At 39.4% G+C, this 17,301-nt stretch carries 21 protein-coding genes; 4 read left to right on the forward strand and 17 right to left on the reverse strand.

Features of this window, described 5'->3' with window-relative positions:
• The first annotated feature begins 9 nt into the window (after positions 1-9).
• Complete coding sequence (locus B9T23_RS17250; protein WP_081406209.1) at positions 10-198, forward strand: transposase; 189 nt, start codon at positions 10-12, stop codon at positions 196-198.
• Between the two features lie 971 nt (positions 199-1,169).
• Here the strand turns inward: B9T23_RS17250 and B9T23_RS13980 are convergent.
• The 7 genes from B9T23_RS13980 to B9T23_RS14010 all read right to left on the reverse strand — a co-directional run bounded on the left by B9T23_RS13980 (position 1,170) and on the right by B9T23_RS14010 (position 5,554).
• On the reverse strand, positions 1,170-1,793 hold the full coding sequence (locus B9T23_RS13980; protein ID WP_067723689.1) for a class I SAM-dependent methyltransferase: 624 nt from the start codon (positions 1,791-1,793) through the stop codon (positions 1,170-1,172).
• A 158-nt stretch (positions 1,794-1,951) separates the two neighbouring features.
• Positions 1,952-2,287, reverse strand: a complete 336-nt coding sequence (locus B9T23_RS13985) for a carboxymuconolactone decarboxylase family protein (protein ID WP_067723690.1) — start codon at positions 2,285-2,287, stop codon at positions 1,952-1,954.
• A gap of 53 nt (positions 2,288-2,340) precedes the next feature.
• The gene (locus tag B9T23_RS13990) at positions 2,341-2,736 is read right to left on the reverse strand and encodes a rhodanese-like domain-containing protein (protein ID WP_067723727.1); all 396 of its coding nucleotides are present in this window, start codon (positions 2,734-2,736) and stop codon (positions 2,341-2,343) included.
• 254 nt (positions 2,737-2,990) lie between these two features.
• A complete protein-coding gene (locus B9T23_RS13995; protein WP_086194561.1) occupies positions 2,991-3,773 on the reverse strand; it encodes a sulfite exporter TauE/SafE family protein in 783 nt (260 codons plus the stop codon).
• A 71-nt stretch (positions 3,774-3,844) separates the two neighbouring features.
• Positions 3,845-4,717 (reverse strand): MBL fold metallo-hydrolase, encoded by an 873-nt coding sequence (locus B9T23_RS14000; protein ID WP_086194562.1) that lies wholly within the window; start codon positions 4,715-4,717, stop codon positions 3,845-3,847.
• A gap of 2 nt (positions 4,718-4,719) precedes the next feature.
• The gene (locus B9T23_RS14005) at positions 4,720-5,136 is read right to left on the reverse strand and encodes a YeeE/YedE family protein (protein WP_067723692.1); all 417 of its coding nucleotides are present in this window, start codon (positions 5,134-5,136) and stop codon (positions 4,720-4,722) included.
• A 1-nt stretch (position 5,137) separates the two neighbouring features.
• Positions 5,138-5,554 carry a YeeE/YedE family protein gene (locus B9T23_RS14010; protein ID WP_067723693.1) on the reverse strand — a complete coding sequence of 139 codons (417 nt, stop codon included), beginning with the start codon at positions 5,552-5,554 and terminating at the stop codon, positions 5,138-5,140.
• Between the two features lie 111 nt (positions 5,555-5,665).
• Here B9T23_RS14010 and B9T23_RS14015 point away from each other — a divergent pair, with 111 nt between their 5' ends.
• Positions 5,666-5,977 (forward strand): ArsR/SmtB family transcription factor, encoded by a 312-nt coding sequence (locus B9T23_RS14015; protein WP_067723694.1) that lies wholly within the window; start codon positions 5,666-5,668, stop codon positions 5,975-5,977.
• Positions 5,978-5,981: 4 nt separating this feature from the next.
• On the opposite strand, the gene B9T23_RS14020 is transcribed toward B9T23_RS14015, so the two are convergent.
• The gene (locus B9T23_RS14020; RefSeq protein WP_067723695.1) at positions 5,982-6,344 is read right to left on the reverse strand and encodes a YidH family protein; all 363 of its coding nucleotides are present in this window, start codon (positions 6,342-6,344) and stop codon (positions 5,982-5,984) included.
• 491 nt (positions 6,345-6,835) lie between these two features.
• On the opposite strand from B9T23_RS14020, the gene B9T23_RS14025 reads away from it, so the two are divergent.
• Positions 6,836-7,930: an RNA-guided endonuclease InsQ/TnpB family protein gene (locus tag B9T23_RS14025; RefSeq protein ID WP_086194563.1), complete on the forward strand. Its 1,095-nt coding sequence runs from the start codon at positions 6,836-6,838 to the stop codon at positions 7,928-7,930.
• Between the two features lie 428 nt (positions 7,931-8,358).
• On the opposite strand, the gene B9T23_RS14030 is transcribed toward B9T23_RS14025, so the two are convergent.
• A protein-coding gene (locus tag B9T23_RS14030) for an IS5 family transposase (protein WP_407640431.1) occupies positions 8,359-9,110 on the reverse strand; the annotation gives its coding sequence in 2 pieces (ribosomal slippage) (positions 8,359-8,897 and positions 8,897-9,110; 753 coding nt in all).
• A gap of 236 nt (positions 9,111-9,346) precedes the next feature.
• Between B9T23_RS14030 and B9T23_RS14035 the strand changes: the two genes are divergently transcribed.
• Positions 9,347-9,553, forward strand: coding sequence for a hypothetical protein (locus B9T23_RS14035; RefSeq protein ID WP_086194564.1), 207 nt, complete (start codon positions 9,347-9,349; stop codon positions 9,551-9,553).
• A gap of 756 nt (positions 9,554-10,309) precedes the next feature.
• Here B9T23_RS14035 and B9T23_RS14040 read toward each other — a convergent pair.
• The 8 genes from B9T23_RS14040 to B9T23_RS14075 form a co-directional block, all read right to left on the reverse strand.
• On the reverse strand, positions 10,310-11,449 hold the full coding sequence (locus B9T23_RS14040) for a GGDEF domain-containing protein (RefSeq protein WP_228139743.1): 1,140 nt from the start codon (positions 11,447-11,449) through the stop codon (positions 10,310-10,312).
• Between the two features lie 413 nt (positions 11,450-11,862).
• A complete protein-coding gene (locus B9T23_RS14045) occupies positions 11,863-12,102 on the reverse strand; it encodes a thioredoxin family protein (RefSeq protein WP_067724395.1) in 240 nt (79 codons plus the stop codon).
• A 21-nt stretch (positions 12,103-12,123) separates the two neighbouring features.
• Positions 12,124-13,143 carry a permease gene (locus B9T23_RS14050; protein WP_067724394.1) on the reverse strand — a complete coding sequence of 340 codons (1,020 nt, stop codon included), beginning with the start codon at positions 13,141-13,143 and terminating at the stop codon, positions 12,124-12,126.
• A 10-nt stretch (positions 13,144-13,153) separates the two neighbouring features.
• The gene (locus tag B9T23_RS14055; protein WP_081406233.1) at positions 13,154-13,432 is read right to left on the reverse strand and encodes an ArsR/SmtB family transcription factor; all 279 of its coding nucleotides are present in this window, start codon (positions 13,430-13,432) and stop codon (positions 13,154-13,156) included.
• Positions 13,433-13,704: 272 nt separating this feature from the next.
• Positions 13,705-14,616 (reverse strand): cation diffusion facilitator family transporter, encoded by a 912-nt coding sequence (locus tag B9T23_RS14060; protein WP_228145938.1) that lies wholly within the window; start codon positions 14,614-14,616, stop codon positions 13,705-13,707.
• Positions 14,617-14,806: 190 nt separating this feature from the next.
• Positions 14,807-15,607 carry a sulfite exporter TauE/SafE family protein gene (locus tag B9T23_RS14065; protein ID WP_067724393.1) on the reverse strand — a complete coding sequence of 267 codons (801 nt, stop codon included), beginning with the start codon at positions 15,605-15,607 and terminating at the stop codon, positions 14,807-14,809.
• A gap of 44 nt (positions 15,608-15,651) precedes the next feature.
• Complete coding sequence (locus B9T23_RS14070; protein ID WP_067724392.1) at positions 15,652-16,146, reverse strand: flavin reductase; 495 nt, start codon at positions 16,144-16,146, stop codon at positions 15,652-15,654.
• A 103-nt stretch (positions 16,147-16,249) separates the two neighbouring features.
• Positions 16,250-17,278: a methionine synthase gene (locus tag B9T23_RS14075; RefSeq protein WP_067724391.1), complete on the reverse strand. Its 1,029-nt coding sequence runs from the start codon at positions 17,276-17,278 to the stop codon at positions 16,250-16,252.
• Positions 17,279-17,301: the final 23 nt, after the last annotated feature.

Here is a 17,301-nt window from a genome sequence, read left to right on the forward strand (position 1 = left end):
AGAATCTGGATGAAAACCTCTAAATTTACTGACCGTCAGATCGTACCCATTTTGAAGCAGGCTGAATCTGACACCCCTGCTGCTACTCTTTGCCGTGAACATGGTATTAGCGGTCATCGATATTTGATAAATATTAAAAAAGCCCACCTTCCGATGAGCTTACTATTCAATTTTTCGGCTTCTGCAGTATCAATTTAAACATTTGCCCAAATTGGTAAACAACCAATATTTCCAATACGTCTATTGTATCCATTACATTTCCCTCGTGCTTTTATTGTTCTTTTTTTATATTTCATGATGCTAATTTTCATCAACAATACTTTAATGAAATAAGTAAAAAATTATGAAAATATTCGAACATTAAAAAACCAGTTGTATTAGCTAGCCGATCCCTATTTGCCGTCATCACGCCCCTTCCAATTGAGGCAGCTAACATTGCCAGACCTAAACGTCCATTCGCATATTTACAACCAATAAGAAAAGAAAAAACCCTGACAAGTTAATGAAGGGGTTTATATATATCGTAATACATTCGACAAGCAGGATAATATAAATATCTTTCAATAAAAAACTGTTTAACTCTCCCAAATTAAACAGTTCTAATTCACGCTGAAACTTTAGAATTTTTTCAGTAATTTTTTGTTTTCACTCAATATATAATCAAATTATTTCAACAGTATGAAAACAAAAAAACATGATTATTATTACAATTAATCGTATGTTTTTTGATTGGTTGTTACTTAACTTGTCTCAAACAATCCCGGCACATTTTGATTTCTTTATTCTCAACCGTGTAATCGAATTCAGTGACACCATGTAAGCCAAATAAACACATTAAGAATTGGAGCATGTATTTCTCTTTTATTTCCGGCAAAAAAATACCTCCCGAGGGTGGGAGGCAAAACTAAAAAATCAGAAACTACAGCGATAGATTCTATGGCGCGTATTCTATATACAATTAATTTTCAATCACTGGCAAAACATTACTTTTAAATTCAATTTAAAAAACCAATAAAAAGCCCGCTTAACCGGGTCGTATTAAGCGGGCCACTGTTTGAGTACCATTTATAGCTTAGTACTTAAATATTTACTACAATACAAAACGTGGGATATTCAAAAGATTTTAAAGACAAAGTCATAGAAATTATGGCAAGGTCTATTTAATAATCTTACCCTTTAAATACCCATACACTGTTTAAAAAATTTTGCTGTGTTTCCCATGGAGTGATATGAAGGTTATGGTCATAATGTACTAATCTAAAATCTTCACCCAACCTCTGCTTAAGCTGCTCTATGCTATAGCGTTGAATTGGTAAACCGCTACATTGAGTAGGACCATCTTCAGAAAAAGTAGACATAATCAAAAGCCCACCTTCTTTTAATGCTCCTTTCATATTTTCAATATATTGCTCTTGCTGCTGTTCAGTAATCATAAAGTGAAATACAGCTCGATCATGCCAAAGATCAAAGTATTGCTGTGGTAGATGAGCAGTACAAACATCATCTACAAGCCAAGTGACATTTCCTAAATCAAGTCCTTTCTCAGAAGCTCTCAATTTTGTCTTTTGTAATGCTGTCTTTGACAAATCAAGAACATGAAGATTCCTGTAACCTGCCTCAAGGAGCTGGTCTATAAGAATAGAAGCACCACTACCAACATCAATAATATTTTGGCTTAGCTGTAAATTTTGAGATTTGATTAACTCTAATGTTTTTTTATCTTGCGCCTGATACCAACTGACCTGATCAATATCTTTCGTTTGGTAAACATTTTCCCAATGATTCTTACTCATATCATTTAGTTCCACTTTCAATTACACAAGAATAGTCGGGGGTGAGAATTCAGGACTTCTGCCGAAAAAGGGCTGCTGTGCCGTACAGATCCTGCGTCTGGACATACAATTCATTCGAATGCTAACTCATTTCCTCCCTCCATTTATACGCTATCCACTCAGATGGAAAACTCTTTAAACGCATCCAGTGCATTTGCAGCATACATCAATGAAGGTCCACCGCCCATATAGACTGCAACGCCCAGCACTTCCTCCAGTTCCTGTAGGGTCATGCCCATTTTTACTAATGTCCTGACATGAAAGCCGATACAACCATCACAACGTGCCGCTACACCAATCGCCAAGGCAATCAGCTCCTTGGTTTTGGGGTCAATCACGCCATCACGCATAGCAGTCTGGGACAGCTGATTGAAACTTTTCATTAAATCAGGTGAATCCTGAGTCAAAGTTCTTAAACTGCCTGAAATGTTTTGGGTTAATTCTTTGTATTTCATGACTTTCCCTCAAATTAAGAAATCAACAATAAGGTTTTCTGTATTTCAACAGCTTATTTTGCTACAGAATAGCCTTGTTCCAGCCAAGCCCGATAGCCTCCCTGAACAGACTTCACCTGGGTAAATCCCATATGCTGTAAAGTATCTGCCGCCAATGCTGAACGTCCACCAGTACCACAGATCAAATAAATGGTTTGATCTTTTAAATGTTCCAGTGCTTGCAAGGCATCACAATGATGGCTAGCCAAAGGATGCTGGTGAATTCGCATTTCCAGCACGCCACGAGGATAATTGACTGCCCGATCTATCGCTGCAGCCTGAAATTCATCCGGCTCCCTGACATCAATCAGTATGGTTTTATGGTTTTTCATTGCCTCAAACAGTTCATCTACGCCTACTTCCTGAATCCGGATTTTCGCATTCTGGATCAATTGCTCTGCAGTTTTCATCATTTTCATTATTCCTCGCTCATCAAAATCAGCTTCATCTGTTATAAATGCCAGTTCAGCAGCTAAAAAACGCTTTGTTGTAGCTCTCATTCCAGCACTGTTGGAGCGATAACGCTATTGAAAACAGTCCATTTGCTAAAGTCATTTCAGACTGTACACCTGTTTGATATTCATTCAGATGACAGAAAAATAGGGTATTTATCTGTCATCCAGAATCTGACCTTCTATCTTTATCCGTAAAAAATTTCACGGGACTAGCCCATGAGTGCTGAATAAATTAAATACACAGCTACCCCAATCACAGTTGTGGCAAAAATCTTCTGAACCCGGTTACTTTCAATTCGGTGCATCAGACTGCGTCCAATTAACATCCCTACAATACAGGCCAGGACAAAAGTCAGCGTGACCGAAACAGGATATTGAAAGCCATCCAGCACGTGTGCAGAAATACTGACACCACCAATCAGGAAAATAATCATCAGGGAAGTCGCAACGATACTGCGCATATCGAGGTCGGTGAATTTACGCAGTGCCGGGACAATCACAAAACCGCCGCCCACCCCGAGCAAGCCGGTCAGCAAACCCGCCACTACGCCAATACCGGCGAGGAACGAGGCAGTTTTCACATTCCAGATCAGGCGACCGGTCGTTTGATTGACCTTACACGGTGTATTCTCATGGTCATTAACTTTGTTAAAGAATATCCGGTAGGCTACAATCAGCATGACCAGACTGAAAGCCATCGTCAGACAGACCGGAGAAACAATACCAGCCAGATGCACGCCATAGCGTGCTGAAGGAATACTGATCAGGGCGATCCAGAGCGCAGCGCGATAACGTACAATACGCTTGAATAAACCCTCGAACGTTCCAACCAAGGCGGACAGAGTCACTGCCAGCAAGCCCACAGGCGCAGCCTGTGCCACAGTCCAGCCCTGACTCGCCATCAGTGCCGGTACAGCCAGAATGCCGCCACCAGCACCGGTTAAACCCAGCAAGCCACCGATGGCCAACCCTTCCAGTATTAACACCCACATAGCCACTGTTCCTATCTTTGCTAATGCAATTAAACAAAAGACAAACCTTTTTGTTTAATCTTGAAACATGCCTATTTGAAGTAATTAAGCGGAAGTTTTAAATAAGAAACCCCATTCTGTTCTGGCGTTGGGAACTGTCCACCTTTCATATTGATCTGAATGGAAGGGAGGATCAGCTTCGGCATGCTCAATCCGGCATCACGCTGCTGACGCATTTCCACAAAATCAGTTTTACTGACCCCGCTATGTACATGAATATTATGCTGTTTCTGCATCTGAATAGTGGTTTCACACTGATACTCATGACGTGACTCAGGCAAATAATCATGACACAGGAAGATCCGTGTATCCTCTGGCAACTCAAACAGTTTCTGTACTGAGTCATACAGGACGGGTGCACTGCCCTTTGGAAAATCACAACGTGCAGTACCATAGTCCGGCATAAACAGCGTGTCGCCGACAAAGACTGCATCTTCAACCACATAGCTCAGGCAAGCAGGCGTATGCCCCGGTGTTGCTATGTTATAAACATCCAGCTCACCAATTTTGAAATGTTCGCCATCTTCAAATAAATGATCGAATGGCTGATTGGCATTCACCTGCTTGAGATCCAGATTATAAATTGCAGCAAAGGTCTGCTGCACCACAGCGATTTTCTGGCTGATTGCAATTTTTCCGCCCAGTTCCTGTTTCAAATACTGGGCTGCAGTCAAGTGATCTGCATGAACATGGGTTTCCAAAATCCATTCCACGTCTAAAGTCTGTGCTTTGACATAGGCAATGATACGATCTGCCTGTGTGGTTGAAGTGGTCGCAGATGCCGCATCATAATCCAGCACACTGTCAATGATGGCACAGCGCTTTGTCATTGGATCGGATACCACGTAACTGAAGGTATTGGTCGCCTCGTCAAAAAAATCCTGTACCAGCGGGTGTTTTACCATGGTTATTCTCCTGCCCATTTACGATGCAGCAATACGCCGATCAACATCGCAATAATAAAATAGAAGACCTGGTAATGCCCCAGGCCAATCAGTGTAAAGCTAGGTGCAGGACAGACCCCAGCAATCCCCCAGCCGATACCAAACAACAGGCTACCAATGATTAAGCGTGGGTCAAGTTTTTGACTGGTTGGCAATACAATAGGTTCGTTAAATACGGTTTTCGGTGCTACAGAACGTATGGCTTTTTGAAATGGAATAAATGCCACGGCAATTGCACCCATCATGACAAAGGCCAGACTGGCATCCCAATCACCAAATAAGTCCAGAAAGTCGAGCACTTTTTCCGGATTGGACATGCCCGAAACCATCAGTCCGACAGAAAAAAGAGCACCAAAAATAAAAGCTAAAATATTTTTCATTTTAAAATGCTCCAGTCACGTGACGAACAATATAAACAGTGACAAAACCAGCAAACATGAAACTCATGGTAGCCACGATGGAACGTTTAGACAAACGGCTCATCCCACAGATCCCATGACCACTGGTACAACCTGAACCTAAGCGGGTACCAAAGCCGACCAAGAGACCCGCAATGATCATCATCAGCGGACTCGCATTCAATTCAATTTCTGGCTGAACAAACACTCCATAGATAAATGGCACCGTGATTAAGCCCGCCATGAACCAGATCGCAGGTGTTTTAAACATCGTTTTAGGATTCAGCACCTGTCCGATTAAGCCACTGATGCCTGCGATACGACCATGCACATACAGGTAACCGACCACAGCTACGCCAAGCAGTAATCCACCTAAAAATGCGATGAGAAAATCATGCATAGTAAATCTACTCATTTACAATATATAATTTTATATTATATAATAAATAAAAATATTCAAGTAGAAGTACTGATTATTTTGTATCTCATTATTGGTTATTAGGATGTATTCATGAACACTGCTCAGTTAAAAGCGCGAATAGACTTTTCACAAGTCGATCTTGTCAGTGATTGTCTGAAAGTTTTGTCAAACCCGGATCGTCTTAAAATTTTGTGTGTCTTGGTTGAAGGTGAGCTCAATGTACAGCAAATTGAACTACGCACTGATATCCAGCAACCTACCTTGTCACAACAATTGACTGTACTGAGAAAAGCAGACATGGTCAGCACTCGTCGTGAAGGTAAACAGATTTTCTATCAGGTCACTGATCCTAAAGTGCTTACTCTTATGCAAACCTTGTATCAACTGTACTGTGCGGTTTAAACAATCAATGTATCCAAAAAGAAATGATCAACAGAAGTCCTGTCAGCAAAGTAAACAGGTTAAGCCAAACGGGATGCTGGGTTTGATAATCAGGCAAAAACTCTGTCTGGGTTAATGATTTCAGTCCGGTACGGTATTGCCGAATCGATGCCAGACTAATCAGCATACCAAAGACAATCACAGCAATACCCAACCATTGACTATATACAATCTTATGTTGATCCTTCACAGGATCTACCAACTGAATCAGTAGATTTGATTTTTCAATCACAAAACCAAAGCCGATCAGAGCCAAACCACTTCGGTTCCACGCCAATGCTGTGCGCTCCAGAGCAAACAAAACCCGTGGATCTTCGAGATTTGACATATTTTTCCTTATAATTTAATAATTGATGCTGATTATTTTTAACGCTTAGACAAATAGAATTCAATATCCTTAACTATAGTTTTGGCAGTTCTTGATACACTAATTAATGTTACAGATGCCACAACTGGCCAATCCCCGTATCGGGATAATCACAAATTTGAATTAATTAAAATATAGAAATTCTATACCTTGTTGATGTGTAGCTCTGCCTATCATGTGTCCTTTAGAATCAAAAATATCAATAGTTCTTGGCTTAGTATTTGAACTTACATTTTGACTTGACTTGTGTTATTCATCAATTCAAACCTATCAAAAAATGGTTATTTAAAGTGTAATTGGTACTCATCAGGAGTGACTTTAATTTTGAAATTTTTATCAAATGGAGCGTAAAACGCTGTCCTTCAGGTCAGAGATATAAGCGACAAGACATGAAATGTCGTTTGATTTTTAAGAATCAACACTTTTAATTTAACATGAGCTAATATAAGCCCATGAAAACGCTTAAATTACGCATAAAAGACAAACATTCCAAGATGCTAGCCCAATTGGCATCTGAAGTGAATTTCGTCTGGAATTATGTCAATGATTTAAGCTTTAAACACCTTAAAAGAAAAGGTGAATTTCTTAGTGCTTACGATATTGCCAAATATACGAAAGGCACATCCAAAGAATGTAATTTACATAGCCAAACCATTCAGGCTGTGACAGAAGAATTAGTCACCCGAAGAAAACAGTTCAAAAAGTCAAAATTGGGATGGCGTGTCAGTAATAAGAAATCAGCAAGAAGATCACTAGGTTGGATACCATTCAAGAAAGTAGCAATCAAGTATGCTGATGGATACGTCCAATATGGCAAGCATCAATTTAAAATATGGGATAGCTACGGACTTTTAAATTACAGTATCAAGACTGGTTCATTTGTCGAGGATGCGTGTGGCCGCTGGTATGTCTGCTTGGTTGTGGATAGCCCTAAAACTGAGAAAACGACTGCAACTAAAGCGATCGGGATTGATCTAGGCTTAAAGGATATAGGCACATGTTCCGATGGAACAGTGATTTCAAATCCCAAGTTCTACCGTCAATATGAACAGAAATTAGGGATTGCTCAACGAGCAAAGAATAAAAAGTGTGTCCGTGCATTACACGCCAAGATTGCAAACAGTCGTAAAGACCATTTGCATAAGGCCAGTACTGAACTGGTCCGGGAAAATGCACTGATTGTTGTAGGTGATCTGAGTGCGAAAAAACTAGTGAAAACCAAAATGGCAAAGTCTGTTTTAGATGCAAGTTTTTCAGCACTAAAAACAATGCTCAAGTATAAATGCGAGAACGCAGGGGTAATGTTTGAAGAAGTCAACGAGAGATTCACAACCCAAATCTGTTCGTGCTGTGGTGAGATCACCGCAAGCAGTCCGAAAGGTAGAGCAGATTTGCGAATAAGAGTATGGGAATGTGAAAACTGCTCAAGTGTCCTGAATCGGGACTTGAACAGTGTTAAGAACATACTTGCGCTTGGGCATAAGCGTCTCGCAGGAGCGAATCTCCCTCTTTTAAGGGGGAGAGGATGTCAAATTTTCTATGATTAGAACTCAGTGCCAATTTTGTAATTTATTCGGCAAATTCCGAGTCCTTCATAAGGTGTGAAAATAGCTTGTAGCCTATTAATATTTTATTAACCTCTTTATCTTCTTCTATAGCTTCCTCAATTCATTGGTCCGGCTCTTTGATTGAAATGATATTCATCAATAATTATAATGAGACGAAGAATATCCTACGTACTAACTGTTTTTTCTTGTATGAGTGTGGCAGTTTGCATAGCAAACTAAAAGTACCTACCAAATCGTTGGCTATTCATATCTCACTTTTTCTTTTTATAGAAGATGATCAGTAGAACGGCAATAATAGCTAAGATTACAAAAACTATAGTTGTTTCCATAGCTTGACCTAAAATACATAAATTTAACATCTCACTAATAATTTATATTAGTTCTTAATGTTTTACTAGGGCGTGTCCTCATTTGGCTTTGCACCAAATAAACAAGCAAGCCAAGAACAACATGGACTTATAATTACGAGCTAACTTTTCAAAACGAGTTGCGATACCACGAAAGTGCTTTAATCGGGCTAAGGCATTTTCAACAAGATGCCTTAAGCGATAAAGATAGTCATCAAAATCTACGTTTGGCTTTCTGCTGTTTGATTTTCTTGGAATAATAGGAGTCATCCGATGATTACGAGCGACTTCACGAATATGCTCTGAATCATAACCTATATCTGCAATTAAATAGTCGGCTTCCCCCACCAAATCAATCAAGTCGTTTGCAACTTGACTGTCGTGGACTTCACCCCCAGTGATTTCAAAATCAATCGGATGTCCATGCGCATCGACGGCAAGGTGAATCTTTGTAGTCGCTCCGCCTCTTGATCTTCCAATTGCTCTATCTTCACCACGCCGAGCTCCACTTGCATGCTGATGCGCGCGAATGTAGCTTCCGTCAATGAAGACCCATTCTTTATCCAATATGCCTCGTAGTTTAAAAAAAAATTCTCCCATAGCCCTTTACTCGCCCAACGATTGAAACGGTTGTAGGCTGTTTGCCATGGACAAAGATCCTCGGGAATATCACGCCAAGGCGCACCTGTTCGAAGTTTCCACAAAATGGCTTCCATAATATTTTTGCTATTACGTGAGCGGTAGCAGCCATAAAATTGCATGGTATTTTGGATTTGTGCCCAAATTTCATCAGTAATGACTCTGCGTGACATGTTGGAAAACTTAATTTTAGAAGGGAGATATAAGATATTTTAATTGAATAGATAAGAAGAATGAAATATGTACATCAAATGAGGACACACCCTAATTCGTTATGAAATTCTCAAACTCAGTAAAAGGTAGACTTTTTAGCATTGAAGAGTCATGAATTGTTGAAATAGATCATAAATTAATCTTTTTTGAATTAATATGTTATAAAGATTTCTTAAAATTTTTCTCGAGAATAAAAATGCTAATTGAACTAAAAAAAGATTTTTTCCTTAATACTGCTTATATTGTTTCAGTAGAAATCATCACCAATGAAACGGACAATTTTTCACTAATTGTTAAAAGCTTACCAAATAATCAGGGAAATAAAGGAATTATAAATATTGATTTTGATGACCATAAGACTGCCCAAAAAATGGTGGATAAAATCAAAAAAGCACTTAACTAGATCTTAGTTACAAGGATATTTGTAAATCAGTAATTATCAAATTGGTTCAGCCGTGAACCTAATTCATTTCCTAACGCTCATATAACCTTATTTAAAGTAAAAATAGGCAATAAAAAACCCAGGCATCCTGCCAGGGTTTTTTATATTTGGTTCGCTTGGTATAACTCCTGTCGTACCTGCCAATCCTTGTGCGATCTTTCTTATTCTTGTTATTTGGAACATCCTGTTCTCTATGGCTTCATCATAGGAAATTTCTCATATCTCAACCAGCAGCAAAGGGCCGAGATTCGTGTGAGCCAAAGCGTACAACGATGCCTAAAATTTGTCCTATCGTTATCCGCAGAAATTGTGGATCTTTTCAGATCCAGAAGCCTTGTAACCTAGGCAAAAGATGTCAAAAGTGGTTTTAAAATCCGATTTGAGGGTTTGCGCCCATTTTTTATAGCATAAGTTTTTGAAATTTAATCCTATTTTTTTGATGTTAGAACCCCTTTAAAGTATCTATATTCTCACCAATAAAGCTATCAATCTGGCTCATTTTCTAGGTTGGCAGGATTTTCAGTAAATCCCTTAAATAGACGTATGGATCGATTCCATTCAGTTTAATAATGGAGAGTATGGGAAGATGTTTAGCTCACAAGAAAAGTGATCTTCACCGTATGCTTACCATCAATTAAACAATTCAATTTGAGTTAAAATACCCCTATTTCACACAATCTAAAAAGTTCAACCTGAATTCATCTGTTTAAAAAAAAATTAATTAAAACAAACTCTATTTCGGCCATTATTTTTAGCATTGTATAAACGTTTATCTGCTATTTCTAGAGCACTCATTAACTTGGAATCTGCATCTATTCTGGCTGCCCCAAAACTTGCAGTAATTCGAATGTGATTAATAAAAAGGTGATCTTCAATTTTTTTGCGTAAGCGTTCAAGCAAAGCGAATGAAGATTCTTCATCTGCACTTTGCAGTAATATAATGAATTCTTCTCCGCCAAATCTGCCGGCAATATCACCTTGCCGAATGTTAGATTTTAATAGATCCGCAATTTCACATAAGATTTTATCCCCGACCACATGCCCCCACGTATCATTTATATCCTTAAAATTATCAATATCACACATCACCAGATAAACTTGATCGTGCTGCAATTCATTAAACAAGTCTTTGGTTTTTTCTAAAAAACCATTACGGTTATACAGCTTGGTTAAAGAATCTCTCAATCTTTCTTCGTTAATGATATCAAACCTTTCTTTTACCGCTACAGCTGAAACTATAATTGCAAACCACAGGCTGAGGAGAAGATTTACAGAAACCATCATCATCCACCATTCGGTTGTTACCAAGTTTACATATTGCACATTTTGAAGGTATACAATGACAATTAAAGTTCTAATAACACCATAAGCAAATAAGAGAACATAACTCAAACATAAAAGCTTTTCTAAGGCATAGGTTTTTTTAAATAAATCATACACTTTTGGAAGTGCTAAAACTTCTAAGCATAAAATCACAATATTAATGATTACTATTCGAGGCCATAACTTCTCATCAAAATGCGTAAAATATAAAAGCAAAGCCATACCCACTACAATCAGAGTGGTGGCTACAAATATATTGGATTTTGAATTGGCTTTTAAGAGCATTCCATGCACAACTGCCCAAGCTCCACCTAAATAAAAAAGTGCAAACCATGGCGCAGTCAGCCTCAGCTGTGCATTTGTCATCAGTGTTTGTGCACCTAATGCTACTGATGGAAAAATACAACCCAGCCCCATCCACAATAAATATTTAGGAGCTTTAAACCATAGATGAGCAGCAATAAAAACAGCACCAATGAGAATTAAGCAAATTGGGTAAACTAACAAAAAATACTGGGTATCTGGCAGATTCACGTACTGAATGACACCTAGAGCTGTGTGATTTTCATTCTAAATTGTTTAGCTAAAATTAATCAATAATTATTTATTTTTAATAATAAAAATCTTTCATAAATCATTTTTTTACTCAGTTCCATATTGTAAATTCCAGCAATTAAATTGAATCTCAAACACAGTCTTTTCCCTCTGTTTCGAGAACGTTCGGCAAGGATGTTGAAGGTTTTCAGGCTGCCAAATACATGCTCAATCCCTATTCTTATTTTATTGCTTTCTTGATTATAAATTTTTAGTTCAGGATCCAATTTACAGCGTTTTAGCTTTTAATGACAACAGACTATTGGGATATAAAGCGTAAATTCCATGATAGCCGTATAAAAAACCAGTTGCCGGAGCAACTGGTTTTTAAACTTAAATTTCAATAACTCAATTTACTTGTTTTTTTCAATTAACTCAGCTACTGCTTGAGCTTCTAATACTTTACCGCTTGAGACAATTTTGTCATCAATGATTAGACCAGGCGTACTAATCAAACCTGTTTCAGCAATCTTGATCATGTCGGTGACATACTCAATTTCAGCTTGTACACCACTGCTTTTCACCGCTTCTTCTGTCGCAGCCAATAAAGCCTTACATTTACGACAACCTGTACCCATAACTTTAATATGCATTTCTAATCTCCTGAGACTACTTTATATAAAGAACTGACCAAATAAATTTAGACTATATCCAATGATTAAAATACCAACAAAAACAATCACCACAAAAAGGCTGAGCAATTGTGTTTTCACGACTTGCTTTAACAAAATTAAGGATGGCAGAGAAAGTGCTGTCACAGCCATCATAAAGGCCAAAACTGTACCTAAACCCACACCTTTAGCCACCAACGCTTCTGCAATAGGTAAAGTCCCAAATATATCCGCATACATTGGTATACCGACAACAGTCGCAACAAGCACTGAATACCAGTTGTCTTGTCCTAATAAGGCCGTAATCCACTGCTCTGGAATCCAGTTATGAATCGCTGCGCCAATACCGACACCGATCAAGACATAGATCCAGACTTTACGGAAGATTTCTACCACCTGCTCCCAGGCGAATTCGCGACGCTCTTTAGCAGACATTTTAAAATCTTCATCACCTTGCACCGCTGAATTTTTTGTTACAAATTCAGCGACATACCTTTCCATTTTGAAAAAGCTGATGAGTGAACCCCCAATGACCGCCAGAATCAGACCGAGTATCACGTAGATCATGGCAATTTTCCAGTTGAAGATACTGGCTAATAAAATGATCGAAGCTAAATCGACCAAGGGAGAGGAGATCAGAAAGGAGAATGTTACGCCTACAGGTAAACCGGCCCGAGTAAAACCAATAAAGATAGGAATAGATGAACAGGAACAAAATGGGGTAAGGGTTCCCAGTAAGGCACCCATGATATTGGCTTTAATACCTTTCATGCGTCCCAGAATTTGTCTGGTTCGTTCTGGTGGGAAATAGCTCTGGATATATGACAGTGAATAGATCAGGACACTTAAAAGTATAAAAATTTTGATGACATCATAGATAAAAAAATGCACGCTGCCACCGACTTGTGTGGCAATCGATAAACCTAAGATATTTTCAACGAACCAGGCAACTCCATCTGACAGCCACGTCATTTTCAACAGGACATTATTCAACCATGCAAAGACCGCAGTAATACTGTCCATTTAAATCCTCCTAACCTTGACCGACTAAAAGTGTTCTAGTGAATGAATACAGCTGTTCGGTACAAGGGGTATTTAGTGAATAACGCATCCAGCGTCCATCCTTTCTCCCCTTGACTAGACCAAGCTTAGTCAGGCACTTCATGTGATGTGACAGCGTAGATTGCGTAATAGATAAATTTTTCAACAGCTCACAGGCACAGCATTCACCTGAATGCAGTGTTTGTAAAATTTTTATCCGCGTTTCATCCGTTAAAGCTTTATATAGATGACAGGCCTGAAGATTGTTCAATCTACACATTCCTTGATTGACTCTAATGTAACCAGTATGTAAATTGTATTGATTGCTGTCAATGTGATATGGAAAATAAAAAAGCCCATTTTTCAGGGCTTTCACAATAAATTATGTTTTTATTTTAAATGCTTACCATTTCCATCAATAATGACTTTTCCATCTTTTTTAATAAAAGTACCTTACTGTGGCAAAGGAAGAATATCTAAAACCACATCTGATGGAAAATACAAAATATAGGGTTTCTGCAGGGGCTGCTAAATAACAAATATCTAAGAAACATGATATTTTTGGTTCATCTCACAATGTTTAGCATAATCGATAGATTCTATCTGTACAGTCACATGGTTGAGATCAAAATGATGATGTAAAGATTCAGTAATTACTGTCAACAAGGCATCCGCACTTTGTAATTTTTCATCATAAACCACATGCACTGTTAATGCGTTCTCCAGGGTACTCATACTCCAGATATGTAAATCATGCAGAGTTACCACGCTCGGGATGTTCAAGAGACTGTTTCTCACCTCCAATAGATTATTCTGATCTGGCACACCATCAAAGAGCAAATGTAAAGATTGTCGGGATAAAGAAAAAGTTCCCAAGATAATGATAATGGCAATGATCAGGCCCACCACGGCATCAATCCATAGCCAACCCTGCCATAAATATAAAGCACCAGCGATCACCACTCCCACAGAAACAGCGGCATCCGCTGCCATGTGTAGAAAAGCCCCCCTAATATTCAAATCATGCTGACTATTTTTGAGAAACAACAAGGCAGTGCCAAAATTCACCACGACACCAATTGCCGCCACCACCATAACGGTAACTGCCGCTACAGGGCCGGGAGACTGAATCCGCTGGATAGATTCCCAGGCCAGAGAAAACATAGCCAGTAGAATCAGCATGGCATTGCCAAAACTGGCTAAAATGGAAGCTTTTTGCCAACCATAAGTATGACGACGATTGGCGTGAATACGCGCTACGCTATAAGCTGCCCATGCCAGCAGTAATCCACCGACATCAGTTAAGTTGTGACCTGCATCAGCCAACAATGCCATTGAATCTGTTTGCCAACCATAGAAATCTTCAATTAAAACAAATGCAAAATTCAGGATGATGCCAATCGCAAATGCAGTACCATAATTCGCTGTTTCATGTTGATGAGTGGGTTCTAACACAAAATGTAAGCCCAAAATAGAAATGTCCGCTTTTAGAATATACACTTTTGCGATTATCGAAGCGGACGGTTGGATATGTTGGTGTCTACAAAATCGGTAGCTATTCATTATGGATTTAAAGACAGTACACCGCATAGAAAAGCCCACACTCAGTGAACTTTTTCATCATAAGCAATGAACTGAAAATATTTTAAATTAAGCCTTTAACAAGGAAAAAACAGCCTACAATCACCAACAATACTGCAAAACATTTTTTCAGCATTTGCGGTGATAGCGCATGCGCTGCTTTTGCACCAAACTTTGCTGTAAAGAAACTCATGAGGCTAATGCCTAAGAATGCATAAGTATGTACATAGCCAATACTATTGGGAACAGCAGTGTGCGCTTTCATACCAAAAATCATAAATCCCAAAGCACCTGCAATGGCAATCGGTAAACCACAAGCAGCAGATGTTCCGACAGCTTTTTGCATGACGACACCATAACGGTTGAGGTAAGGGACTGTTAAGCTTCCTCCACCAATACCAAAAATTGCTGAAGCCACACCAATCACAGAACCTGCAGCAACCTGTTTACCTTTTGAAGGAAGTATTCTGCTTGAGTCTACTGCCTTTTTAGCACCAGTAAACATGGTATATGCTACCCAAATCAAGAATAAACCAACAATGAGTTGAAGATGTATTCCTGAAAGCCATCCTGCAATGGCTGCTCCGGAAAAACAGCCGATCGCCATCGGTGGCGCCAGGTTTTTAAATACTGGCCACATCACCGCGCCATTTTTATGGTGTGCCATCAATGAGCTAATTGATGTCACCACAATCGTCGCGAGTGAAGTCCCTAACGCTAAATGCATAATGACATCAGGACTGTAATCCATTTGGGTAAAGACGATAAACAAGAGTGGGACGATAATGGTTCCACCACCGACACCGAAGAGACCTGCTGCAAATCCAGCAAGTGCCCCGATGATTAAAAAAATAATAAGTTCCACGATATACTGACTTTTAAAGAATGGAGTATTGAAGCAATGAGTAATTAAGCGAGTTCGAGTTGACCAATTTGGTGATAAGCACGGTTAAAATAAACCAAGCTTTCTTCTTGCTGACTTTGCTTAATCGCTACGACACGGCATAAGAAAATGCTGTGTGTGCCGACGTTTTGAATTTCTTCAATCTGACAATCAAAACTCACCAGAGCATCTTCTAACACAGGTGATCCTGTTTCGAGTGTGGTCCAATCACCGAGTTTGAAGCGATCTTCAGAATTAAATTTGCTTGAGGCAAATACATTTGAGATCTGTTCATGCTGTGTGCTGAGTACATTCACAGACAGAACTTTATTTTCAATAAAATGTGCATGTGAGCGAGATGATTGATTCATGCAAACCAGTAATGTCGGCGGTGTATCGGTCACACTACATACGGCTGATGCGGTGAAACCATGCATCCCTGCTGTACCTTGTGTTGTGATTACATTAACAGCAGTCGTTAACAAGGACATTGCATTTCTAAAGTCGGTTGCTTCAATCATCTCTTCTATCTCAAATATGTATATGGCTTGTCTCTTACTCAAGTCAGGGAAATGGATGATTTGGATATATCATCCACCCTGCACTTATTGAGACAGCTTAGAATTAAGCGGTCAGTTCTTGACGAACAATGGCAGCACCTGCGCTTAATGCTTCAAGTTTGCCGCGAGCGACTTGACGAGATAAAGGTGTCATACCACAGTTGGTTGAAGGATAAAGTTTGTCTGCATCGACGAACTGAAGCGCCTTACGTAAAGTATTTGCTACTTCTTCAGGGGTTTCGATTTGGTTGGTCGCCACATCAATCGCCCCAACCATGACTTTTTTGCCACGAATCAGTTCAATCAAATCCATCGGTACACGTGAGTTTTGACACTCCAAAGACACGATATCGATCTTAGACTTTTGTAGTTTTGGGAAGGCTTCTTCGTATTGACGCCATTCATTACCTAAAGTCTTTTTCCAATCGGTATTGGCTTTAATGCCATAGCCATAGCAGATGTGTACTGCAGTTTCGCATTTCAAACCTTCAAGCGCACGCTCTAAAGTAGCCACGCCCCAATCATTCACTTCATCAAAGAACACATTGAACGCAGGTTCATCAAACTGAATGATATCCACTCCTGCCGCCTCTAACTCAAGCGCTTCTTGGTTCAGAATTTTGGCAAATTCCCACGCCAATTTTTCACGGCTCTTATAATGACCATCATAAAGCGTGTCAATCATAGTCATAGGACCAGGTAACGCCCATTTGATCGGTTGATTGGTTTGGCTACGTAAGAATTTCGCATCCTCTACGAATACAGATTGTTTACGAGAAACTTCACCCACCACTGATGGCACGTTGGCATCATAACGGTTACGGATACGCATGGTTTCACGCTTTTCAAAGTCCACACCTTCAAGATGCTCGATGAATGTAGTCACGAAGTGCTGACGGGTTTGTTCACCATCACTTACGATATCGATCCCTGCTTGACGTTGCTCATGTAGAGACAACTTTAAGGCATCACGTTTCGCTTCAAGCAACTCTTCGCCTTCAAGTTTCCAAGCTGACCAAAGTTTTTCAGGTTCAGCGAGCCAAGAAGGTTTCGGTAAGCTGCCAGCAGTTGAGGTTGGGAGTAAAATCGCCATGTTTAATCTTCTTTATAAAATTT

This window comes from Acinetobacter terrae (assembly GCF_002135195.1).
Classification (GTDB): Bacteria; Pseudomonadota; Gammaproteobacteria; order Pseudomonadales; family Moraxellaceae; genus Acinetobacter; species Acinetobacter terrae.

Excerpts from the sequence above, each read along its gene's own strand:
- B9T23_RS17250 (WP_081406209.1), top strand. The coding sequence starts at position 10 with ATGAAAACCTCTAAATTTACTGACCGTCAGATCGTACCCATTTTGAAG.
- B9T23_RS13980 (WP_067723689.1), bottom strand. The coding sequence starts at position 1,793 with ATGAGTAAGAATCATTGGGAAAATGTTTACCAAACGAAAGATATTGAT.
- B9T23_RS13985 (WP_067723690.1), bottom strand. The coding sequence starts at position 2,287 with ATGAAATACAAAGAATTAACCCAAAACATTTCAGGCAGTTTAAGAACT.
- B9T23_RS13990 (WP_067723727.1), bottom strand. The coding sequence starts at position 2,736 with ATGAAAACTGCAGAGCAATTGATCCAGAATGCGAAAATCCGGATTCAG.
- B9T23_RS13995 (WP_086194561.1), bottom strand. The coding sequence starts at position 3,773 with ATGTGGGTGTTAATACTGGAAGGGTTGGCCATCGGTGGCTTGCTGGGT.
- B9T23_RS14000 (WP_086194562.1), bottom strand. The coding sequence starts at position 4,717 with ATGGTAAAACACCCGCTGGTACAGGATTTTTTTGACGAGGCGACCAAT.
- B9T23_RS14005 (WP_067723692.1), bottom strand. The coding sequence starts at position 5,136 with ATGAAAAATATTTTAGCTTTTATTTTTGGTGCTCTTTTTTCTGTCGGA.
- B9T23_RS14010 (WP_067723693.1), bottom strand. The coding sequence starts at position 5,554 with ATGCATGATTTTCTCATCGCATTTTTAGGTGGATTACTGCTTGGCGTA.
- B9T23_RS14015 (WP_067723694.1), top strand. The coding sequence starts at position 5,666 with ATGAACACTGCTCAGTTAAAAGCGCGAATAGACTTTTCACAAGTCGAT.
- B9T23_RS14020 (WP_067723695.1), bottom strand. The coding sequence starts at position 6,344 with ATGTCAAATCTCGAAGATCCACGGGTTTTGTTTGCTCTGGAGCGCACA.
- B9T23_RS14025 (WP_086194563.1), top strand. The coding sequence starts at position 6,836 with ATGAAAACGCTTAAATTACGCATAAAAGACAAACATTCCAAGATGCTA.
- B9T23_RS14035 (WP_086194564.1), top strand. The coding sequence starts at position 9,347 with ATGCTAATTGAACTAAAAAAAGATTTTTTCCTTAATACTGCTTATATT.
- B9T23_RS14045 (WP_067724395.1), bottom strand. The coding sequence starts at position 12,102 with ATGCATATTAAAGTTATGGGTACAGGTTGTCGTAAATGTAAGGCTTTA.
- B9T23_RS14050 (WP_067724394.1), bottom strand. The coding sequence starts at position 13,143 with ATGGACAGTATTACTGCGGTCTTTGCATGGTTGAATAATGTCCTGTTG.
- B9T23_RS14070 (WP_067724392.1), bottom strand. The coding sequence starts at position 16,146 with ATGATTGAAGCAACCGACTTTAGAAATGCAATGTCCTTGTTAACGACT.
- B9T23_RS14075 (WP_067724391.1), bottom strand. The coding sequence starts at position 17,278 with ATGGCGATTTTACTCCCAACCTCAACTGCTGGCAGCTTACCGAAACCT.